This is a genomic window from Maritimibacter dapengensis (assembly GCF_019218265.1).
Taxonomy (GTDB): domain Bacteria; phylum Pseudomonadota; class Alphaproteobacteria; order Rhodobacterales; family Rhodobacteraceae; genus Maritimibacter; species Maritimibacter dapengensis.
The window spans coordinates 216,371-236,019 of sequence record NZ_JAHUZE010000002.1; the positions used below are offsets into that span (position 1 = coordinate 216,371).

Genomic DNA, 19,649 nt, shown 5'->3' on the forward strand with positions numbered 1-19,649 from the left:
ATCACCCGGTCTGGGAGCCGCCGACCGTCAAACCGCCGATCATCAGGGTCGGCTGGCCCACCCCCACCGGCACCCATTGGCCGGCCTTACCGCAATTGCCGATGCCCGGGTCGAGCGCCATGTCGTTGCCGACCGCGCGCACCTGCTTCATCGCCTTGGGGCCGTCGCCGATCAAAGTCGCGCCTTTCACCGGTGCGCCGACCTTTCCGTCCTTCACGCGATACGCCTCGGTGCAGGAGAACACGAACTTGCCGTTGGTGATGTCGACCTGCCCGCCGCCGAACCCGACCGCGTAGATCCCGTCCTTCAGATCCGCGACGATCTCGGCGGGCGAGGCGTCTCCGCCTTCCATGATCGTGTTGGTCATGCGCGGCATCGGGGCGTGGGCATAGCTTTCGCGCCGCCCGTTCCCGGTGGCCTCCACGCCCATCAGCCGCGCGTTCTGGCGGTCCTGCATGTAGCCGACGAGCACGCCGTCCTCGATGAGGACGGTGCGCGAGGAGGCGGTGCCTTCGTCGTCGATGGTGAGTGAGCCGCGGCGGTCGGGGAGGGTGCCGTCGTCGACGACGGTCACGCCTTTCGCCGCCACCTGCTGCCCCATGAGGCCGGAAAAGGCGGAGGTGCCCTTGCGGTTGAAGTCGCCTTCAAGCCCGTGGCCCACCGCTTCATGCAGCAGGATACCGGGCCAGCCGTTCCCGAGCACCACGTCCATCTGCCCCGCCGGCGCGGCTTCGGCGCGCAGGTTCACGAGCGCGATGCGAAGCGCCTCGTCCACGCTCGCCTTCCAGGTCTCCGGCTGGATCAACTCGGTCAGCCCGGCGCGTCCGCCGCCACCGTGGCCCCCCGCTTCGCGGCGGCCGTTCTCTTCCACGATGACGCTCACGTTCACCCGGCTCATCGGACGGGTGTCGGACACGAGAGTCCCGTCGGGCCGCAGGATCGTCACCTCCTGAAGCGAGGCGGCGATGGTCGCCGAGACCTGCACGACACGCGGGTCTTTTTCACGTGCATAGGCGTCGATCTCGCGCAGCGTTTCGACTTTCACGGGAAATTCAGCATCCGTCATCGGGTCGTTGTCGGTGTAGAGCTTGCGGTTCGTCGGTGTCGGGCCGTCCGCCAGCGTGCCGCCGCCCGCGCCCACGGCGAGGCGGGCGGTCTCGACCGCGCGTTTCAGAGAGGCCTCTGTGACCTCGGTCGAATGTGCGTAACCGGCCGTCTCGCCCCGCACCGCGCGAAGCCCAAAACCTTCGGAGGCATCGTAAGACGCTGTTTTCAAACGTCCGTCATCGAACATGAGCGCTTCCGAACGGCGGCGCTCCAAGAACAATTCGCCGTCGTCCGCCCCATCGGTCGCGGCGCGCAACAGCCCGAGGGCGCGCGATTCGTCGATATGGGTGTCGAATGGGCGGAAGGGTGTCTGCTCTGTCATGGTGCTCCTCTCGGCGTGTCCTTGATCTATCACAAATCATGGAAAGCGCATGTGTGCGTCAGATTGGCGCAGGATTTTCCTTGTTCCTCTCATGGTAATATGGTTTTTGACCGCCGGGAGACAACGGGATTCCCGCCGACAGGCCGGTGATCCGGTGATTGTGGCACTCTCAGGGGCCGAAAACCCCTTGTTTACCGGAGTGTCGAGACAGGAAGGACGCAATGCAAGCCATGAAAAAAACCCTGCGACTGCTGGCCCCTCTGGCCGCTACGTTCGGTGCCAGCGCGGCGCTCGCCCAGGACCTCGAGGTCAAGGGTGCCCCCGTTCCCGGTGGAACCGGGTTCCAACTCGCCGCGACGGATATCGCGCAGGCGACTTTCGCGCTGGACGACCTCCTGCTCTATATCATCGCCGCGATTTCCATCTTCGTGGCCGCGCTGATCGTCTGGGTCATCATCCGCTACAACCGTCGTGCGAACCCGAACCCGTCGAGCTTCACCCACAACACCACGGTCGAGATCGCCTGGACCTTCATCCCGATCCTGATCCTGATCTTCATCGGCGCGCAATCGCTCCCGGTCCTGTTCAAGCAGCAGGAGATCCCGGAAGGCGACGTGGTCATCAAGGTCACCGGCTACCAGTGGTTCTGGGGCTATGAATACGTGGACGAGGAATTCGGCTTCGAAAGCTTCATGCTGGCCGAGGACGAGCTCGAAGAATACGGCTACGACAAGAGCCTGTGGAAACTCGCGACCGACACCGCCGTGGTCGTGCCGACCGGCCAGAAGATCGTCATGCAGGTCACCGGCGCGGACGTGATCCATTCCTGGACCATTCCCGCCTTCGGCGTGAAGCAGGACGCGGTTCCCGGTCGTCTGGCCGAGCTGTGGTTCACCGTCGAAGAGGGCAACGAAGGCATCTATTTCGGCCAGTGTTCCGAGCTTTGCGGCAAGGACCACGCTTACATGCCGATCACGGTCAAGGCCGTGACGCCGGCGGAATACGAAGCCTGGCTCGGTGAAGCCCGCGAAGAATACGCAGGCATCCCGAACACGGTCAAAGTGGCCGCTGCCGAGTAACGACAGCGCGGGGCCTCGGGCGGCCCCGCCGATCAGCCCCCCAGGAGGCGAAAGCCTTTCGAGGTAGAGCGAATGAGCGACATCACATCCATCCCAGAGGACCGCGACGCGGGGTTCGGCGATTACGTCGCGCTTCTCAAGCCGCGTGTCATGTCCCTCGTCGTGTTCACGGCGCTGGTCGGGATGCTCGTGGCGCCGGGCGGGATCAACCCCTTCGTGGGCCTTGTCGCGATCCTGTTCATCGCCATCGGGGGCGGGGCCTCGGGCGCGCTGAACATGTGGTGGGATGCCGATATCGACGCCAAGATGCGCCGCACGATCAAGCGCCCGATCCCGGCAGGCAAGGTCGAACCGGGCGAGGCGCTGGGCCTCGGTCTCGGACTGGCTGGTATCTCTGTCATCATGCTGTTTCTGGCGACCAACTGGGTCGCTGCCGGGCTTCTGGCCTTCACCATCTTCTTCTACGTCGTGATCTACACGATGTGGCTCAAGCGCTGGACGCCGCAGAACATCGTCATCGGTGGTGCGGCGGGTGCCTTCCCCCCGATGATCGGCTGGGCTGCCGTGACCGGTGACATTTCGCTCGCGTCGATCCTGATGTTCGCGCTGACGCTCGCCTGGACGCCGCCGCATTTCTGGTCGCTCGCGCTGTTCGTTAAGTCGGATTACAAGGATGCGGGCGTGCCGATGCTGACCGTGACCCATGGTCGCCGCGTGACCCGCAACCACATTCTGGGCTACACCTTCGTTCTCGCCGCCGTGGCGGTCGGGCTGGGGCTGACCTCTGTCGGCGGACCGTCCTACATGGTCGTGGCCGTCGTCATGAACGCGATCTTCATCAAGGGCGCCGTGGATATCTGGCGCCGGACGGACGAAGACAGCGAGGCGGACAGCCACCTTGTCGAGCGCAAGGTCTTCAAATTCTCGCTGCTCTACCTCTTCGTGCATTTCGGCATGCTGCTGGTCGAGCTGACACTCACCCGTTTCGGCATGGGAGGCTGGTAATGGCGACGCAGATCCGCGCTGAACACGAGCTTCACCGCCGCCGCCTGTCGCGCAATGTCGGGCTTGGCGTCGTGCTGGTCCTGTTCGTCGGCATCGTTTACGGGCTGACCATCGCGAAGGTCGGCACCGACCCCAACGACGATCTTGGCGCGCCCTGGGCGGCTGCGCAGGAGAAGGCGGCGAAGTGAGCCTGGACAAGACCCATAAGACCGCGCTTGGCATGGTCGGTGTCGTCCTGTTCATGGGCGGCATGGCCTGGGCCGCCGTCCCGTTTTACGACTGGTTCTGCCGCGTCACCGGCTTCGGTGGCACCACCGGGCAGGCGACGGCGGGGTCCGAGGTGATCCTCGACAAGACGATCAAGGTCCGCTTCGACGGGTCGGTCGAGCGCGATTTCCCCTGGGCCTTCAAACCGGTCGCCCGCGAGATGACCGTGCGGCTGGGCGAGACCGGGCTGGCGTTCTACGAGGCCACCAACACCTCCGACAGGCCCATCGCCGGCACGGCGAGCTACAACGTCGCGCCCTACAGTGCCGGTGGCTATTTCACGAAAATCGACTGCTTCTGTTTCGAGATGCAGGTGCTTCAACCCGGCGAGACGGTCATGATGCCCGTGACCTTCTACGTCGACCCCGAGATCGTCGACGACGCGGACGCGAAGTTTGCCAAGGTGATCACGCTTTCTTATACATTCCACGAAACCGATCTGCCCGAGGAGTATGCCGCGCTCGATGCCGGTGTGCAGGGGACGGTGGATCAGAACTAACCAGGGACGGAACGCATGGCCCACGCCAAGAACCACGACTACCACATCCTGCCCCCCTCGATTAACCCGCTGCTGGCGGCGGTCGGGGCCTTCGTCATGCTCTTCGGGGCCGTCAAGTGGATGTCCGACAGCGGCCCATGGATTTTCCTCGCGGGTCTTCTGGTCGTGCTCTACACCATGTTCGCCTGGTGGTCGGACGTGGTCGATGAAGGCCAGACGGGGGACCATACCCCGGTCGTGCGGATCGGCCTGCGTTACGGCTTCATCCTGTTCATCATGTCGGAAGTCATGTTCTTTGCGGCCTGGTTCTGGAGCTTCTTCAAGCACGCCATGTACCCGATGGGCCCGGAAAGTCCGGCCAAGGACGGAGTCTGGCCGCCTGCGGGCATCGAGACCTTCGACCCGTGGCACCTGCCGCTCATCAACACGCTGATCCTGCTGCTCTCCGGTGCGGCGGCGACCTGGGCGCACCACGCGCTGGTGCATGAGAACAACCGCAAGGACCTCAAGACCGGCCTTGCCATCGCGATCGGCCTTGGCGCGCTGTTCACCTTCTTCCAGGCCTACGAATACAGCCACGCAGCCTTTGGCCTGTCGGGCAACATCTATGGCGCCAACTTCTTCATGGCGACCGGTTTCCACGGCTTCCACGTGATCATCGGGACGATCTTTCTGACCGTTTGCCTGATCCGCGCGATCAAGGGCCACTTCACGCCGACGCAACATGTCGGGTTCGAGGCAGCGGCCTGGTACTGGCACTTCGTCGACGTGGTCTGGCTGTTCCTCTTCGCCGCCGTCTACATCTGGGGCGGCTGAGGCCGGAGCCAATTTCGGAATTCGGACGGGCGGGGGAGACCTCGCCCGTTTCGCGTTTCGGGCCGAACGCCGTTGCGACGTCCGGCGCCCATTCCCCCTCTCGCACCTCCCCTTAAGCAGTGATAAGCCCTCGCCATGACGAAACAGATCATCACCGCATTGCTTCTGGTCGCGGGCCTTGCGGCCTTCGTGACCCTCGGTGTGTGGCAGTTGCAGCGGCTTGCGTGGAAGCACGGTGTGCTGGCCGAGATCGAGGCGCAGATCGCCGGGGAGGCGGTCGCGCTTCCCGCCGACCCTGACCCGGAGGCCGACCGCTACCTGCCGGTCGAGATCGCGGGGACGATGGAGCCGGACGAGTTGCACGTTCTCGTGTCCAGCCGTGATTACGGCGCGGGCTTTCGCATCATCGCACCCTTCGAGACGCGCGACGGGCGGCGGATCATGGTGGACCGGGGCTTTGTTCTGAACGAGACCAAGGACGCCGAGAGGCAGATCGGTGAGATGGGGCTCGAAGGTAACCTGCATTGGCCGGACGAGCGCGACGGGTTCACGCCAGAGGATGACCCTGAGGGGAACTGGTGGTATGCGCGCGACGTTGAAAAGATGTCCGATGCGCTCGGCACGGAACCCGTGCTGGTGATCGCGCGGACCGAAACCGACCCCGGCATCCGCGTGATGCCCGTCACCACCGAAGGTATCCCCAACGACCATTTCGAATACGCGATGACCTGGTTTCTCATGGCCGTGACATGGGTCGGGATGACAGGCTTTGCGCTTTGGCGTATACGGCGCCGGAATGCCGGGGGAACCGCCCCGACACGAGGAGTTTGAGCAGATGAAATACGTCTCCACACGCGGACAGGCCCCGGTTCTGAGCTTCGAGGAAGCCATGCTGACCGGGCTGGCCCGCGACGGCGGACTTTACGTTCCCGAAACCGTGCCGACGATGAGCGCGGACGAGATCGCAGGGCTGGCCGGGCTGAGCTATGAAGAGGTCGCGTTCAAGGTCATGCGGCCTTTCATCGGCGAGGAATTCACCGACCGTGAGCTGGAAGCCTGTATCCGCCATGCCTATGCGGGCTTCGGCCATGCGGCGCGCGCACCGATCAAGCAACTGGCGGCGAACCATTTTCTGCTCGAGCTGTTCCACGGCCCCACGCTGGCGTTCAAGGATTTCGCCATGCAGCTTATCGGGCATCTGTTCCAGACCGCTCTGGAAAAACGGGGCGAGAAGATCACCATTGTCGGCGCGACAAGCGGCGATACCGGGTCGGCGGCGATCGAGGCGTTTCGCGGGCTGGACAACGTGGACGTGTTCATCCTGTTCCCGCATGGCCGGGTGTCGGACGTGCAGCGCCGCCAGATGACCACGCCGGTCGAGGGCAATGTCCACGCGCTCGCCGTCGATGGCGATTTCGATGATTGCCAGGCGCGGTTGAAGGATATGTTCAACCATTTCGAATTCCGCGATGCCGTGGGGCTGGCGGGTGTCAATTCGATCAACTGGGCGCGGGTGCTGGCACAGGTCGTTTACTATTTTACCTCTGCCGTGAGCCTTGGCGCGCCGCATCGCAAGGTGAGCTTCACCGTGCCCACTGGCAATTTCGGTGACATTTTCGCGGGCTATATCGCGCGCGAGATGGGGCTGCCGATCGAGAAGCTGGTGATCGCGACGAACCAGAACGACATCCTGCACCGGACGCTGGAAACCGGGGTTTATGCGAAGGCGGGCGTGACGCCCTCGATCAGCCCGTCGATGGACATCCAGGTCTCCTCGAATTTCGAACGCGCCTTGTTCGACGCCTACGGGCGCGACGGGGCGGTCGTGGCCAAGCAGATGGAAGACCTCGCCAATGGCGAGTTCAAGATCAGCCAGGGCGCGATGGAGTTTTTGCGCGAGGTGTTCAACTCGGGCCGGGCGTCGGAGGACGAGACCCGCGCGGCGATCAAGGACGTGCATGACGAGACCGGCGAGGTCATCTGTCCGCACAGTGCCGTGGGCGTGAAGGTCGCGAAGGAGCATCTGGGCGCGGTTCCGATGATTACGCTCGCCACGGCGCATCCGGCGAAGTTCCCGGATGCGGTGAAGGAGGCCTGCGGCATGGACGCGCCGCTTCCGGGCCGCATGTCGGACCTGTTCGAGCGGGAGGAACGGGTGACGCGTGTGCCCAACGACCTGACCGCCATCGAAACCCTCATCCACAATCGCACGGGGCGCTGATGAGCATTCGCTTCGACACATTGTCCAACGGGTTCCGCGTCGTCACCGAGCGCATGGACGGGATCGAAAGCGCCTCGCTGGGCGTCTGGATCACCGCCGGCGGGCGGCATGAGCGGATCGAGCAGAACGGGATCGCGCATTTCCTTGAACATATGGCGTTCAAGGGGACCAAGACGCGCTCGCCCTTGCAGATCGCGGAAGAGATCGAGGACGTGGGCGGGTACCTGAACGCCTACACCGGGCGCGAGGTCACGGCCTATTACGCGCGGGTCCTGCGCGAAGACGTGGGTCTCGCCATCGACGTGATCGCGGATATCCTCTTGAACCCGGTGTTCGACGAGCGCGAGATCGAGGTGGAGCGTGGCGTGATCCTCCAGGAGATCGGGCAGGCGCTCGACACGCCCGACGACGTGATTTTCGACTGGCTTCAGGAAGTGGCCTACCCGGATCAGGCGATCGGGCGGACGATCCTCGGGCCCGCCGAACGGGTGCAGGGGTTCGCGCGCGGCGACCTCGCCGGGTTCGTGTCGGAGCACTACGGGCCGGAACGGATGATCCTGTCGGCCGCCGGAGCGGTGGACCATGACGAAATCATGCGCATGGCCGAGGCGACCTTCGGCGGCATGGAGCGGCGGAACAGCCCGCTCATCCAGCCCGCCGGGTTCATCGGCGGCGAGCGGCGCGAGGAGAAGAGCCTCGAGCAGGTGCATTTCACGCTGGCGCTCGAGGGGCCGGGGTATCGCGATGACATGATCTATACCGCGCAGACCTATGCCAACGCGTTGGGCGGCGGGATGTCGTCGCGCCTGTTCCAGGAGGCGCGTGAGAAGCGGGGGCTGTGCTACACCATCTATTCGCAGGCCGGCGCGTGGTCCGATACCGGACTCATCACGATCTACGCTGGCACTTCGGGCAGCGAGATCGAGGGGCTGGCGGAGCTGACGATCGACGAGATCCGGCGCGCCGCGGACGACTTGAGCGAAGCGGAAGTGGACCGCGCCCGCGCCCAGATGAAGGCGGGGATGCTGATGGGGCTGGAAAGCGCCTCGTCCCGCGCCGAACGGCTGGCGCGGCAGGTGGCGATCTGGAACCGGGTCGTGCCGGTCGAGGAGACCGTGGCGCGGCTGGAGAGCGTGGACCTTGCGGGCGTCAGGGCGTTCGCGGAGCAGGTCGTCACGGCGCCCAAGGCCGCGCTCGCGCTCTATGGCCCGTCGGAGACGGCGCCGGGGCTGGCCGCGCTGACCGAAAGGCTCGCCGCTTGATGCTGAAACGGCCACGGAAGGTTCGGATTGAGACCGAACGGCTGATCCTGCGTCCATTGACGCACGGCGATTTCGTGGCCTGGACCGAGCTTCGGGATGCGAGCCGCGACTTCCTCATCCCGTGGGAGCCGACCTGGGCGACCGATCACCTGACGCGCAAGGGGTTCACGAACCGGGTTTACTGGGTGAACCGCTCGGTTTCACAAGGCACCGCGCTTCCGCTCATCATCATCCGGGCGTCGGACAACGTGCTCGTCGGTGCGATCACGCTGGACAATATCCGACGGGGACCCGCGCAATCGGCGACCTGCGGCTACTGGATCGGCGCACCCTTCGCGCGGCACGGCTACATGCGTGAGGCGCTGTCGGCGGTGGTCGAACATGCTTTCGTCGAGATGGACCTGTCGCGCCTCGAAGCCGGCTGCTTGCCGGAAAACGCGCCGTCACGTGGCGTGCTGGAAAGATGCGGCTTCAAATACGAAGGCGTCGCCCAAGCCTATCTCCAGATCAACGGGCGCTGGCGCAACCACGTGCTCTACTCGGCACTCCGCGCGGACCGTCGCGGGCGGACGGATGTGGGGTAGGACAAGCGCCTCACGGTGAGTTGAGTCGGGGAATGGGCGTGTCGTGGCAGACTTCGGCCCATGACCAGATTCCTTTTGTCCGCTGTCGCCTGTTTGCTCGCTGTCCCTGCCGTCGCGCAGGAGCGCATCGAATCTCATTGCCGCGCGCTTGCGGACAACATGAGAGTGCCCTTCGTTCATCGGGCGCGTTTCAGCGATCCGTTGCCGGACGATACGGTTCGGATCTCCTATATCAGCCATGCGGCGTTTCTGATCCAGACGTCCGGTGGGTTGACTGCCGTAACGGATTATACCGGAGACGTGGGCGGCGCCGACCTTGTGCCGGACGTGGTGACGATGAACAACGCGCATATCAGCCATTTCACATGGTCGCCGGACCCGGACATTCCCAACGTGCTCGAAGGCTGGGCCGAGGCGACCGGTGTCGAGCGCGATCACAACCTCGACCTTGGCGAGATGCTGGTGCGCAACGTGCACACCGATATTCGCTCCAATGGGGGCGGGGGCGTGACCACCGACGGCAATTCGGTGTTCATTTTCGAGGCCGCGGGGCTGTGCATCGGCCATCTCGGCCACCTGCACCACATCCCGGACGACGGGCAATACGCCGAGATCGGCCGGCTCGACGTGGTCATGGCGGCGGTGGACGGGGGCGTGAGCCTCGACACGCAGAGCATGATCGAGGTGATGGGGCGGTTTCGCGCCCGGATGGTCATTCCGATGCACTGGTTCGGGCGCTTCACGCTGGATCGGTTTCTCGCCGGGATGGGCGAGGGCGGGTATGATGTGGTCGATGCCGGTATCCGCGAGATCACCGTGTCGATGGACAGTCTTCCCAGCCGCCCGACGGTGATGCTGCTGCAACCCGGCCCGCTCGAGTGACTTGCCAAGGCGCCCGCGCGGTGCCATCCCGAACCTATGGATCTGAACCCGGCAGATGAGGCATTCGAGGCGGGGCTGCGTGCGGTCTTGCCCGAACAGGTGTTCCGAGACGCGTCGCCGTCTTACTTCGAAGAGCCACGCGGGCTTGTCGCAGGGGTGGAGGGCGTCGTGGTCGCGCCCGGAAGCACCGACGAGGTCGCAACGCTGGTGCGCGCCTGTGCCGAGGCGCGTGTCGGGATTGTGCCCTATGGCGGCGGCACCGGGCTTGTCGGAGGGCAGGTGATGGACGAGGGCGCGCGGCCCGTGGTGCTGTCGCTCGAACGCATGACCCGTATCCGGGATGTCTATCCCCAGGAGAACGTGCTGGTGGCCGAGGCCGGTTGCATCCTGGCCGATGTACAGTCGGCGGCGGATGACGCGGGGCGGTTGTTTCCGCTGTCGCTGGCCTCGGAAGGGTCCGCACGGGTCGGGGGTATTCTGTCCACCAACGCGGGCGGGGTGAACGTGCTGCGCTATGGCAATGCGCGGGATTTGTGCCTCGGGCTGGAGGCGGTTCTGCCCGACGGGAGCGTCTGGAATGGTCTGAAGCGGCTGCGCAAGGACAATACCGGTTATGACCTGCGCGGCCTGTTGGTCGGCGCGGAAGGGACGCTCGGCATCATCACGGCGGCGAGCCTGAGACTGTTCCCGTCGCCTGCAACGCTGGGCACAGCGCTCATGGCCGTGCGCGACCCGGAAGCGGCACTGGCGCTTTTCGCGCTGGCGGGCGATGTGGCGGGGACATCCGTGTCTGCGTTCGAGCTGATCTCCGGGGTCGGGGCTGCGTTTCTCGTCGAGACCGGGATGCCCGCGCAGTGCCCGATCGACCCGATCCCCGGCTGGTCGGTACTGATCGAGCTTGGCATGGGAACGAATGACGCGCCGGACGCTGTGCTCGCGACGCTGTTCGAGCGGGCGCTCGAGGCCGGGCTGGTCTCAGACGGGGTGATCGCGCAGTCGGAAGCGCAGCGCGGGGCGATCTGGGCGATGCGCGAGGAAATTCCGCTCGCCAACCGGAAGGTGGGCGCGGTGTCGTCGCATGACATCTCGCTGCCGCTCTCGGAGGTGCCCGGCTTCCTGACCGAAGCGGACCGGGTGATCGCGGGGCTTGGGCCGTTTCGTGTCAACGCCTTCGGGCATTTAGGCGACGGCAATCTGCATTACAACATCTTCCCGCCGGAGGGCGGATCACGGGATGCCTTTGCGGATCGGCGGGAGGACGTGGCGCGGGCGGTGTATGACCTTGTCGCGGCGCGGGGCGGATCGTTTTCCGCCGAACATGGGGTAGGGCGTTTCAAGGTCGGAGAGCTTGCGCATTACGGCGATCGGGCGAAACTCGCGGTGATGCGGGCCATCAAGCAGGCGCTGGACCCGAAGGGGATCATGAACCCCGGCGTTCTGTTCTAGCGTCCAACACAGGAACGCCCCGCCGGGGGGAAGGCGGGGCGTTGCACAGTGACGTGCGTCTGCAAGCAGGGGTCCGCTCCACGAACCCAGCCACTCGATACAGGGAAATGCTTGCGAAAGGCTTAATCGCCCTCGAATTCGCACAGGATATGGACGTCCATCCCCATCTCTTCGAGTTTCGCGCGCCCGCCGAGGTCGGGGAGGTCGATGATGAAGGCGCAGCCGATGATTTCGCCGCCCAGCTTTTCGATGAGCTGAATGCCCGCCGCCGCCGTGCCACCGGTCGCCAGAAGGTCGTCGACCACCAGCACCTTCTCGCCGGGTTGGATCGCGTCGTCATGCACTTCCATCACCGCTTCGCCGTATTCGAGCGCATAGGCCTGGCTGAGCGTCGCGCCGGGGAGCTTGCCCTTCTTGCGGATCGGGGTGAAGCCGACGGAGAGCTGGTGCGCGATGGCGCCGCCGATAATGAAGCCGCGCGCCTCGAGCCCCACGACCTTGTCGATTTCCTCGCCGGCATAGGGATGCAGCAACTCGTCGATGCACATGCGAAACCCGCGGGGATCGGCGAAGAGCGTGGTCACGTCGCGGAACATGATCCCCTCATGCGGGAAGTCGACGATGGTGCGGATGTAGTCCTTGACGGATTTGCGGTGTTTCATGGGCGTGTGGTCCTGTCGTAGTGGCGGGCGAGCGTCGGGTTGCGAGGTGCGAGGCGGGTCACAACACGCGGCCGGCGACGGTGGCGAGTTTGGCGACGAGCGTGGGGTCGCGTTGGTCGGGCGCGGTCATCACCGCGAATTCCAGCGATCGGTCACAGCCCTGCGGGCAGGCCGCGCGCTCTGGGCCCAGCAGCGCGGGCAATTGCGCGATGAGATCGCGGGCATTAGCGGAATTGGCACCGAGGGTGGCGATGATTTCGGACACGTCGACTTCGCCATGCTGGGGATGCCAGCTGTCGTAGTCGGTAATCATCGCGATGGAGGCGTAGTCCAGTTCAGCTTCGCGGGCGAGCTTAGCCTCTGGCATGTTGGTCATGCCGATCACGTCGCAGCCCCAGACTTCGCGGTAGAGTTTCGATTCCGCCAGTGTAGAGAACTGAGGGCCTTCCATCGCGAGGTAGGTTCCGCCCATGTGGACGCTGACCCCGGTCGTGCGCGCGGCTTCGTAGCAGAGGCCCGCAAGGCGTTCGCAGATCGGATGGGCGACCGAGACATGAGCGACGCAGCCGGGGCCGAAGAAGCTTTTTTCACGGGCGAATGTGCGGTCGACGAACTGGTCCACGATCACGAAGTCGCCCGGCGCCATTTCTTCGCGAAACGAACCGCAGGCAGAGACCGATACCACATCGGTCACGCCAAGCTGCTTCAACGCGTCGATATTGGCGCGATAAGGCACGCTGGTCGGGGAATGGACATGGCCGCGCCCATGACGCGGCAAAAAGGCCATCGGGACGCCGTCGAGCGTGCCTGTCAGCACCTCGTCGGACGGGGCGCCCCAAGGCGTGTCGAGTTTCTGCCACGCGGCCCCTTCGAGACCGTCGATGTCATAAAGCCCCGATCCGCCAATCACTCCGATCATCGTTTTCATGAAATTTCCCTTCCAGACCTCCGGCAAGGATGCTGACGGATGATTTGAATTCAACCGCTAATCGGTCGCATCTGCGCCAAATTCGTGCCGCGAAATGACGGTATGTGCGGGCCATGTTCGGAGATTTTTTCAGGATCATACCACGCCCGCCGCTTCGTGCCTTGGTGCCGAACCTTGCCATGCTTGCGGTTTACCTCATGACCCGGGACGGGCTGGACCTTGGCGCCGGCCCGGTGCCGGGTGTGGCGCTGGGCGTCCTGTTCTTCGTGGTGCTGAGCCTGGGCGGCAGCATCATGAAACGGGTGGAGGAGGGGCGTGTCCTTCAGGGGGTGTTCCTTGCGGGGGTACTTCTGCTCGGGGTCGCTGCGTTGGGGGTCATCGTGCCGTCCGTGTTCCAGGTGCAGGTGGGCTGGGTCATCGTGGCGATCCTCTTCGCGGTCGGTTTCGCAGGGTTCGTTTTCTTCGGGGACGAAACCGATCTGTCCGCGCTTCCGTCGGCCTGGGCACGGTATCGGTCCGACCCTGAACGGCGAAGCGCGCTGAGTGTCGTGGCCGCGCGTCATGCGTTCGATACGATGGTCGCGGCGGCTTTGCTACGCTGGGCGAGCGTCGATCTCTGGGTGGTCTACGTGTCCTGCGGTCGGCTCATGTCATGGTATGTCGCGGAGGCCGTGATTTACCATATCCTGGTGCGTGCGCGGGACGCCTGAGCCAAGGACACCGACATTTTCCGTGGCCTTTTCTGCATCGCGGCGATAGGAGAGAGCCGCGAACAGAACAACCCCGAAAAAGGTGACGCCCGTGCAGTCCACTCCCCTGACCCGTTTTGCAAAACGCGTGAAAGGTGCCGATCTTCGGCTCGCACCGAATGACCGGCTAACCCCGGCGCGGATTCGCATCGAGCTTTTGTCGGGCCTTACGGTGGCGCTGGCGCTAGTGCCGGAAGCGGTGGCGTTCGCCTTCGTCGCGGGGGTGCATCCGCTTGTGGGTCTGTACGCGGCCTTTCTCGTGGGTCTCATCACCGCGCTGATCGGGGGGCGGCCCGGCATGATATCAGGCGCGACCGGGGCGCTTGCCGTGGTCATGGTGGCGCTGGTGGCCCAGCACGGGGTCGAATACCTGTTCGCGACCGTGGTGCTCATGGGGATCATACAGGTCTTCGTGGGTGTCATGCATTGGGGCAAGTTCATACGTCTGGTGCCGCATCCCGTCATGCTGGGCTTCGTGAACGGGCTGGCCATCGTCATCTTCCTCGCTCAGCTGACCCAGTTCAAAGTGCCGGGGAGCGCCGAGGTGACCGGGCATGGCACGACGGGCGGTGAATGGCTGTCAGGCGCGCAGCTTTACACCATGCTGGGTCTTGTCGCGCTCACCATGCTGGTGATCTGGGGTCTGCCCAAGATCACGCGGATCATTCCCGCGCCGCTGGCCGGAATCTTCGTGACCGCAGCGGTGGTGATCGGCTTCGGCATCGACGTGCCGCGCGTGGGCGACATGGCCGAGATCAAGGGTGGTTTCCCGCCGTTTCATATCCCGGCGGTGCCGTTCAACCTCGAAACGCTGGAGATTATCCTGCCTTATGCGGTGATCCTCGCCGCGATCGGATTGATCGAGAGCCTCCTGACCCTGAACCTTGTCGGTGAAATGACCCGGCAGCGCGGCGGGGCTTCGCAGGAATGCATCGCGCAGGGGTCGGCCAATATCGTGACCGGGTTCTTCGGTGGTATGGGAGGCTGCGCCATGATCGGCCAGTCGATGATCAACGTGAAATCGGGCGGGCGCACGCGGATCGCGGGGATCGCGGCGGCGCTGTTCCTGCTGTCTTTCATCCTGTTCGCCAGCCCGCTGATCGAACAGATCCCGCTGGCCGCGCTGGTCGGCGTAATGTTCATGGTGGTGATCGGGACGTTTGCGTGGAACTCGGTGCGTATCCTGACGCGGGTGCCGAAGATCGACGCTTTCGTCATTCTGCTCGTCACCGCCGTCACGGTCTATGAAGACCTCGCGGTCGCGGTGGTCGTGGGCGTGATCGTCTCGGCGCTGGCCTATGCCTGGCAGAACGCGACGCGGATTCACTCCAAGACCTACGTGACGCCGGAAGGGGCCAAGGTTTACCAGGTACAGGGGCCGCTTTTCTTCGGGTCTGCCGAAGGGTTTTCCGAGATGTTCGACGTCGCGGGGGACCCGTCGCAGGTGATCGTGGATTTCGCCGACAGCCGGGTCGCCGACCAATCGGCGCTTCAGGCGATCGAGGCGGTTGCCGCGAAATACGAGGGCGCCGGCAAGTCGATCCAGCTTCGCCACCTGTCGCGGGATTGTCATCAGCTTCTGACCAAGGCCGGGCACCTGATGGTGGATAGCGACGACGACCCGGATTACCAGATCGCCGTCGATTACCAGGTCCGCACGGGCATTCTCGGGGGACACTAAAAGCTCAGGTGAGTGCGCTTGAAGGCGTGAAGCGACTTGAAGCCGTAGCCCACCGCGCGGTCCATACCGATATGCGCCCACCAGATCGCGCCGAGTGCGAGGATCATGGGCATCGCCGCGACATATCCGATGGCGAGGAGCGCGGCGGGGCCGACATAGGAATGGCCGAGGTTGTAGCACCACCCGCCGATGCGCGTGTTCGCGAGATAGCCGAGCGCCGAGAGGTCAGGGGCGAGGATCAGGGCGGCGAAGAGCCACCAGCTTGCCCCGGTCGACGCGAAGAGGGCGAGTGCAAGGCCGAGTTGCACAGCCCCCTCGATGCGCAGATGCGCGATCTGGTGCATTTCGAGCGGGGCGCGGTCGGTGTCGCGGATGTTCGTGGTCATGGTCGTCATGGTGTCCTCCAATGCGTGAGAACATCCTGATCTAGCCACGTGTGAATGCGAACTCCGTAAATACGATGGTTCGATATTCAGGATTGAATACTTAATCGTCCGGGCGTTTGAGCTCGAAAGCGTCGCGAATGATCGTGTAATCGCGATACCCGAGGCGGCTCACCATCCCGAACCGGGTGATGTCGAACTTGCCGTCGACGAGGCAATCGTCGCGGATATGGACCCCGACGACGCGGCCGATCACGAGGTAATTGTCTTCGCCTTCGAGCGGCACGAGTTGGCTCAGCTTGCATTCGAGCGAGGCGGGCGAGAGGGCGACGCGGGAGCAGCGGATTTCGTTGCAGGCGGCCTTCGTCACCTTGGAATGTGGAAATTCGTCGTCAGAGGCGGCGAGCGACTGGGACGACGCGTTCATCTCGTTGATGGCCTCTGCCTCCACGACATTCACGCAGAACACCCCGGTCTGGTCGATGTTGCCCAAGGTGTCCTTGCCGCGCGCACGGTCCGATTTGCCGCCCGTAGAGGCGAACATCACCTGCGGCGGGGTATAGGCCACGCCGTTGAAGAAGGAATAGGGGGCGAGATTGTCGATCCCACGGGTCGACCGTGTCGAGATCCAGCCGATGGGACGCGGCGTGATGATCGCGTTGAACGGGTTGTGGGGCAGGCCGTGGCCGTCTTCGGGGCGGTAGAACATGTGACTCCTCGTCGTTCATTCAGTGCTAGCCCGGTTCGGGGCCGAGGGAAAGCGCGGGGCGGGTTTCTTTCGCATAAACCGGGCGAAGTCTTTGAAAGGCTTCGCGTCTGCGCTAGGGGAAGGGTCAGCAAAAAGGAAAACACCGCTGTTCACGTTCGCCACAGAAACGCCGGAAGATTGGTGGGAGGTCGAAGCGCTCTACGACCTCTGTTTCGCACCGGGGCGCGAGGCTTTGTCCTCCTACCGGCTTCGTGACGACGTGGACCCGGTGGCGGGCCTGTCGCTGACTGCACGGGACGCGGACGGTATTCTTGGCGGTGCGATCCGGTACTGGCCGGTGCATGTGGGCAGGGTCGATGCTTTGCTGCTCGGCCCGGTCGCAGTGCACCCGACCCGGCAGGGCGAGGGGCTGGGCGGGCTCTTGATCCAGGATAGCCTTGGCCGTGCTGCGAAGCTCGGCTGGGAGCGGGTGATGCTGGTCGGCGATGCGCCGTATTATTCGCGGTTCGGGTTCAGCCGGCTCGATGGGGTCGAGATGCCGCCGCCGACCAACCCGGAGCGCGTGCTCGGCCATGACCTCGTGCCGGGCGCATGGGACGGGGTGCGCGGGCCGGTCACACGCTGGGCGTAGGTCGGCCCCTGCGGGGCCGCAGGAGGACCAGTCCTCCTGACCTCCTGAAGTATTTTCGGAACAATGAAGCCGGATCAGCGGCGGAACAGGTAATCCATGACCGGGCCGCGCACGGATTGTTCCGAGGACGAGCGGGCCTCGTCGATCACCTGTTTGAGCTCGCCGAGATCGGTGCGCCGGATGAGGTGTTTCACCGGACCGATCGAGGCCGCGCGCATCGAAAGCTGCCGCATCCCGAGGGCCGCGAAACAGACGGCTTCGACCGGGCGGCCCGCGTCTTCGCCGCAGAAGGAGACGGGGGTGCCCGCCTCGTCGCAGCGCTGGATCACGAGGTCGATGATGTTCAGGAACGAGGTGTTGAGCGTGTCGTAGCGGCGGCGCACGCGCTCGTTCTCGCGGTCGGCGGCGAAGAAGAACTGCTTGAGATCGTTGCCGCCGATCGAGATGAAGTCGGCTTCGTGGAAGAACTGCCGCGGTGCGAAGGCGAGCGAGGGGGTTTCCAGCATCGCGCCGACCTGTACGTTGGTCGGGAGGATGTGGCCCATGTGACGTTCGCGGGCAAGCTCGCGCTGGAAGATCTCCTTTGCGTCGCGAAACTCGTCGTATTGCGCGATGAAGGGAAACATGACGGTCAGGTCGCGGCCAGCGGCGGCGCGGATCAGCGCCTGAAGTTGCATTCGCATGACGCCGGGCTTGTCCAGCCCGACCCGGATCGCACGCCAGCCGAGCGCCGGGTTCGGCTCTTCGGTCGGTTTCATATAGGGCAGCACCTTGTCCGACCCGATGTCGAGCGTGCGGAACACCACGGGCTTGCCACCGGCGGCGTCGAGAACGCGGGCGTAGAGCGCGGCCAATTCGCCCCGGCGCGGCACGTTGGAGCGCACAAGGAACTGAAGCTCGGTGCGAAAGAGGCCGACGCCTTCGGCCCCTGAACCTTCGAGCGAGGGCAGGTCGGCCATCAGCCCCGCGTTCATCTTCAGGCTCACCGTTTCACCGTCGAGCGAAGTGGCAGGTTTGTCGCGCAGGTCGACGAAGCGTTTCTGCTGCTCGGCCTGCATCGCCATCTTGTCCTTGAAGGCCGCGCGGACGCTATCCTCGGGGCGCAGGTGAACCACGCCCTGTTCGCCATCGACGATGATCATGTCACCGTTCAGCGCCTCGGTAGTGATGCCACGGGCATTGACCACGAGCGGGATCGCCCAGGCGCGGGCGACGATGGCGGCGTGCGAGGCGACCGAGCCGCCTTCGAGCACGATGCCCTTGAGCTTGGGCCCGTAGTCCAGAAGCTCACCCGGGCCGATGTTCTGTGCGACGAGGATCGGGTTGTCGGGCATTTCTGCGCCGGTGTCGCCACCCTGACCGGTCAGGATGCGCAGGAGTCGGTTGGACAGGTCGTCGAGGTCGTGGAGGCGTTCGCGCAGGTAAGCGTCGGGCACCTGGGCCATGCGCGTGCGCGCGGCGGATTGCTCTTTCTCGACGGCGGCCTCGGCAGAAAGGCCACGATAGATGTCTTCCTCCATCCGACGGAGCCAGCCCTTGGAATTGGCGAACATGCGGTAGGCTTCGAGAACCTGAATCTGGTCCTTGTCGGCGGTACGCGACGTGGCGAGCAATTCGTCCACCGAGACGCGCAGGTCGTCGACGGCGGCCCGCAGGCGTCGGGCTTCTTCGTGGGGGTCATCGGCGATCGGGTTCGTGACGACCACGCGCGGTTCGTGGAGCCAGACATTTCCTTCGGCGATGCCTTCCTGCCCGACCGAGCCGCGAAAGAGCGCGGGGCGCTGGTGAAGCGCGGCGAGGGCCGCGCCTTCGCCGACGAAAGCGCCAAGCTCGGTCATCTCGGCCAGCACCATCGCCACGACTTCCATGCCGTAGACTTCGTCATCGGAGAAGCGACGGCCCTCTTTCGACTGAACGACGAGCACGCCCAGGGTTTCGCCAAGGCGCTGGACGGGAATGCCGAGGAAGGATGAAAAGACCTCTTCCCCGGTCTCGGGCATGTAGCGGAACCCGGGCTCGGACGGCGCGTCGGGCGAGTTGATGACCCGTTTCGTGCGGGCGACCCGGCCCACAAGGCCCTCGCCCATGCGCATACGCGTCTGGTGCACGGCTTCGGGGTTCAGACCTTCGGTGGCGCAGAGTTCCAATGTCTCGGAATCGCGGAACAGGTAGATCGAGCAGACCTCGACCCCCATGGAATTGGCGATGATCTCGGTGACCTTGTCGAGCCGCTCCTGCCCGGCGGAATCCGACGCCAGCGCCTCACGCAAGCGGCCGAGCAGCTTGCGCGACTCGGTCGGTTCCTCGGACTGGGGTGTTTCCTGGTTCACTGATAATTCTCACGCTGGCCCGTGTGGGTTAAATCACAGGGGCCGGAGGGTGGGAAAGGGTTTTCGTTGCCGCAGGGCGGCGAAAT

General features: G+C 64.6%; 20 protein-coding genes. 14 read left to right on the forward strand and 6 right to left on the reverse strand.

The features are described 5' to 3' along the window. Position 1 precedes the first annotated feature (1 nt). Entirely contained in the window at positions 2-1,429 is a 1,428-nt protein-coding gene (tldD, locus tag KJP28_RS07370; RefSeq protein ID WP_218391926.1) for a metalloprotease TldD, read from the reverse strand. 230 nt (positions 1,430-1,659) lie between these two features. Here tldD and coxB point away from each other — a divergent pair, with 230 nt between their 5' ends. The 11 genes from coxB to KJP28_RS07425 all read left to right on the forward strand — a co-directional run bounded on the left by coxB (position 1,660) and on the right by KJP28_RS07425 (position 11,490). Continuing rightward, entirely contained in the window at positions 1,660-2,508 is an 849-nt protein-coding gene (gene coxB, locus KJP28_RS07375; RefSeq protein WP_218392815.1) for a cytochrome c oxidase subunit II, read from the forward strand. Positions 2,509-2,580: 72 nt separating this feature from the next. Then, positions 2,581-3,513 carry a heme o synthase gene (cyoE, locus tag KJP28_RS07380; RefSeq protein WP_218391927.1) on the forward strand — a complete coding sequence of 311 codons (933 nt, stop codon included), beginning with the start codon at positions 2,581-2,583 and terminating at the stop codon, positions 3,511-3,513. Continuing rightward, positions 3,513-3,701 carry a hypothetical protein gene (locus KJP28_RS07385; protein WP_218392884.1) on the forward strand — a complete coding sequence of 63 codons (189 nt, stop codon included), beginning with the start codon at positions 3,513-3,515 and terminating at the stop codon, positions 3,699-3,701. Before cyoE ends, KJP28_RS07385 begins: the two co-directional genes overlap by 1 nt. Next, complete coding sequence (locus tag KJP28_RS07390) at positions 3,698-4,279, forward strand: cytochrome c oxidase assembly protein (protein WP_218391928.1); 582 nt, start codon at positions 3,698-3,700, stop codon at positions 4,277-4,279. The genes KJP28_RS07385 and KJP28_RS07390 overlap by 4 nt, the downstream gene beginning before the upstream one ends. Before the next feature lie 15 nt (positions 4,280-4,294). After that, on the forward strand, positions 4,295-5,095 hold the full coding sequence (locus KJP28_RS07395; RefSeq protein WP_218391929.1) for a cytochrome c oxidase subunit 3: 801 nt from the start codon (positions 4,295-4,297) through the stop codon (positions 5,093-5,095). A 135-nt stretch (positions 5,096-5,230) separates the two neighbouring features. Further along, positions 5,231-5,926, forward strand: coding sequence for an SURF1 family protein (locus KJP28_RS07400; RefSeq protein WP_218391930.1), 696 nt, complete (start codon positions 5,231-5,233; stop codon positions 5,924-5,926). Positions 5,927-5,930: 4 nt separating this feature from the next. Next, entirely contained in the window at positions 5,931-7,316 is a 1,386-nt protein-coding gene (thrC, locus tag KJP28_RS07405; RefSeq protein WP_218391931.1) for a threonine synthase, read from the forward strand. After that, positions 7,316-8,578 carry a M16 family metallopeptidase gene (locus KJP28_RS07410; RefSeq protein WP_218391932.1) on the forward strand — a complete coding sequence of 421 codons (1,263 nt, stop codon included), beginning with the start codon at positions 7,316-7,318 and terminating at the stop codon, positions 8,576-8,578. The genes thrC and KJP28_RS07410 overlap by 1 nt, the downstream gene beginning before the upstream one ends. Continuing rightward, the gene (locus tag KJP28_RS07415; protein ID WP_218391933.1) at positions 8,578-9,162 is read left to right on the forward strand and encodes a GNAT family N-acetyltransferase; all 585 of its coding nucleotides are present in this window, start codon (positions 8,578-8,580) and stop codon (positions 9,160-9,162) included. Before KJP28_RS07410 ends, KJP28_RS07415 begins: the two co-directional genes overlap by 1 nt. A gap of 60 nt (positions 9,163-9,222) precedes the next feature. Next, on the forward strand, positions 9,223-10,044 hold the full coding sequence (locus tag KJP28_RS07420) for an MBL fold metallo-hydrolase (RefSeq protein ID WP_218391934.1): 822 nt from the start codon (positions 9,223-9,225) through the stop codon (positions 10,042-10,044). Between the two features lie 36 nt (positions 10,045-10,080). Then, positions 10,081-11,490, forward strand: coding sequence for an FAD-binding oxidoreductase (locus tag KJP28_RS07425; protein ID WP_218391935.1), 1,410 nt, complete (start codon positions 10,081-10,083; stop codon positions 11,488-11,490). Positions 11,491-11,612: 122 nt separating this feature from the next. Here KJP28_RS07425 and KJP28_RS07430 read toward each other — a convergent pair whose 3' ends face one another. Continuing rightward, complete coding sequence (locus tag KJP28_RS07430; RefSeq protein ID WP_218391936.1) at positions 11,613-12,152, reverse strand: adenine phosphoribosyltransferase; 540 nt, start codon at positions 12,150-12,152, stop codon at positions 11,613-11,615. A 58-nt stretch (positions 12,153-12,210) separates the two neighbouring features. Further along, positions 12,211-13,080, reverse strand: coding sequence for an S-methyl-5'-thioadenosine phosphorylase (locus KJP28_RS07435; protein ID WP_218391937.1), 870 nt, complete (start codon positions 13,078-13,080; stop codon positions 12,211-12,213). 113 nt (positions 13,081-13,193) lie between these two features. Between KJP28_RS07435 and KJP28_RS07440 the strand changes: the two genes are divergently transcribed. Beyond that, positions 13,194-13,790: a hypothetical protein gene (locus tag KJP28_RS07440; RefSeq protein ID WP_218391938.1), complete on the forward strand. Its 597-nt coding sequence runs from the start codon at positions 13,194-13,196 to the stop codon at positions 13,788-13,790. Between the two features lie 91 nt (positions 13,791-13,881). Next, positions 13,882-15,510, forward strand: coding sequence for a SulP family inorganic anion transporter (locus KJP28_RS07445; protein WP_218391939.1), 1,629 nt, complete (start codon positions 13,882-13,884; stop codon positions 15,508-15,510). Here the strand turns inward: KJP28_RS07445 and KJP28_RS07450 are convergent. Then, a complete protein-coding gene (locus KJP28_RS07450) occupies positions 15,507-15,905 on the reverse strand; it encodes a DUF4260 domain-containing protein (protein WP_255552268.1) in 399 nt (132 codons plus the stop codon). The two genes, KJP28_RS07445 and KJP28_RS07450, sit on opposite strands and share 4 nt — an antisense overlap. Positions 15,906-15,996: 91 nt before the next feature. Continuing rightward, positions 15,997-16,602 (reverse strand): flavin reductase family protein, encoded by a 606-nt coding sequence (locus KJP28_RS07455; protein ID WP_218391940.1) that lies wholly within the window; start codon positions 16,600-16,602, stop codon positions 15,997-15,999. A 145-nt stretch (positions 16,603-16,747) separates the two neighbouring features. On the opposite strand from KJP28_RS07455, the gene KJP28_RS07460 reads away from it, so the two are divergent. Further along, complete coding sequence (locus tag KJP28_RS07460; RefSeq protein WP_218392817.1) at positions 16,748-17,233, forward strand: GNAT family N-acetyltransferase; 486 nt, start codon at positions 16,748-16,750, stop codon at positions 17,231-17,233. A gap of 74 nt (positions 17,234-17,307) precedes the next feature. Here the strand turns inward: KJP28_RS07460 and ptsP are convergent, their stop codons facing one another. Next, positions 17,308-19,563, reverse strand: coding sequence for a phosphoenolpyruvate--protein phosphotransferase (gene ptsP, locus KJP28_RS07465; RefSeq protein WP_218391941.1), 2,256 nt, complete (start codon positions 19,561-19,563; stop codon positions 17,308-17,310). Between the last annotated feature and the right edge of the window lie 86 nt (positions 19,564-19,649).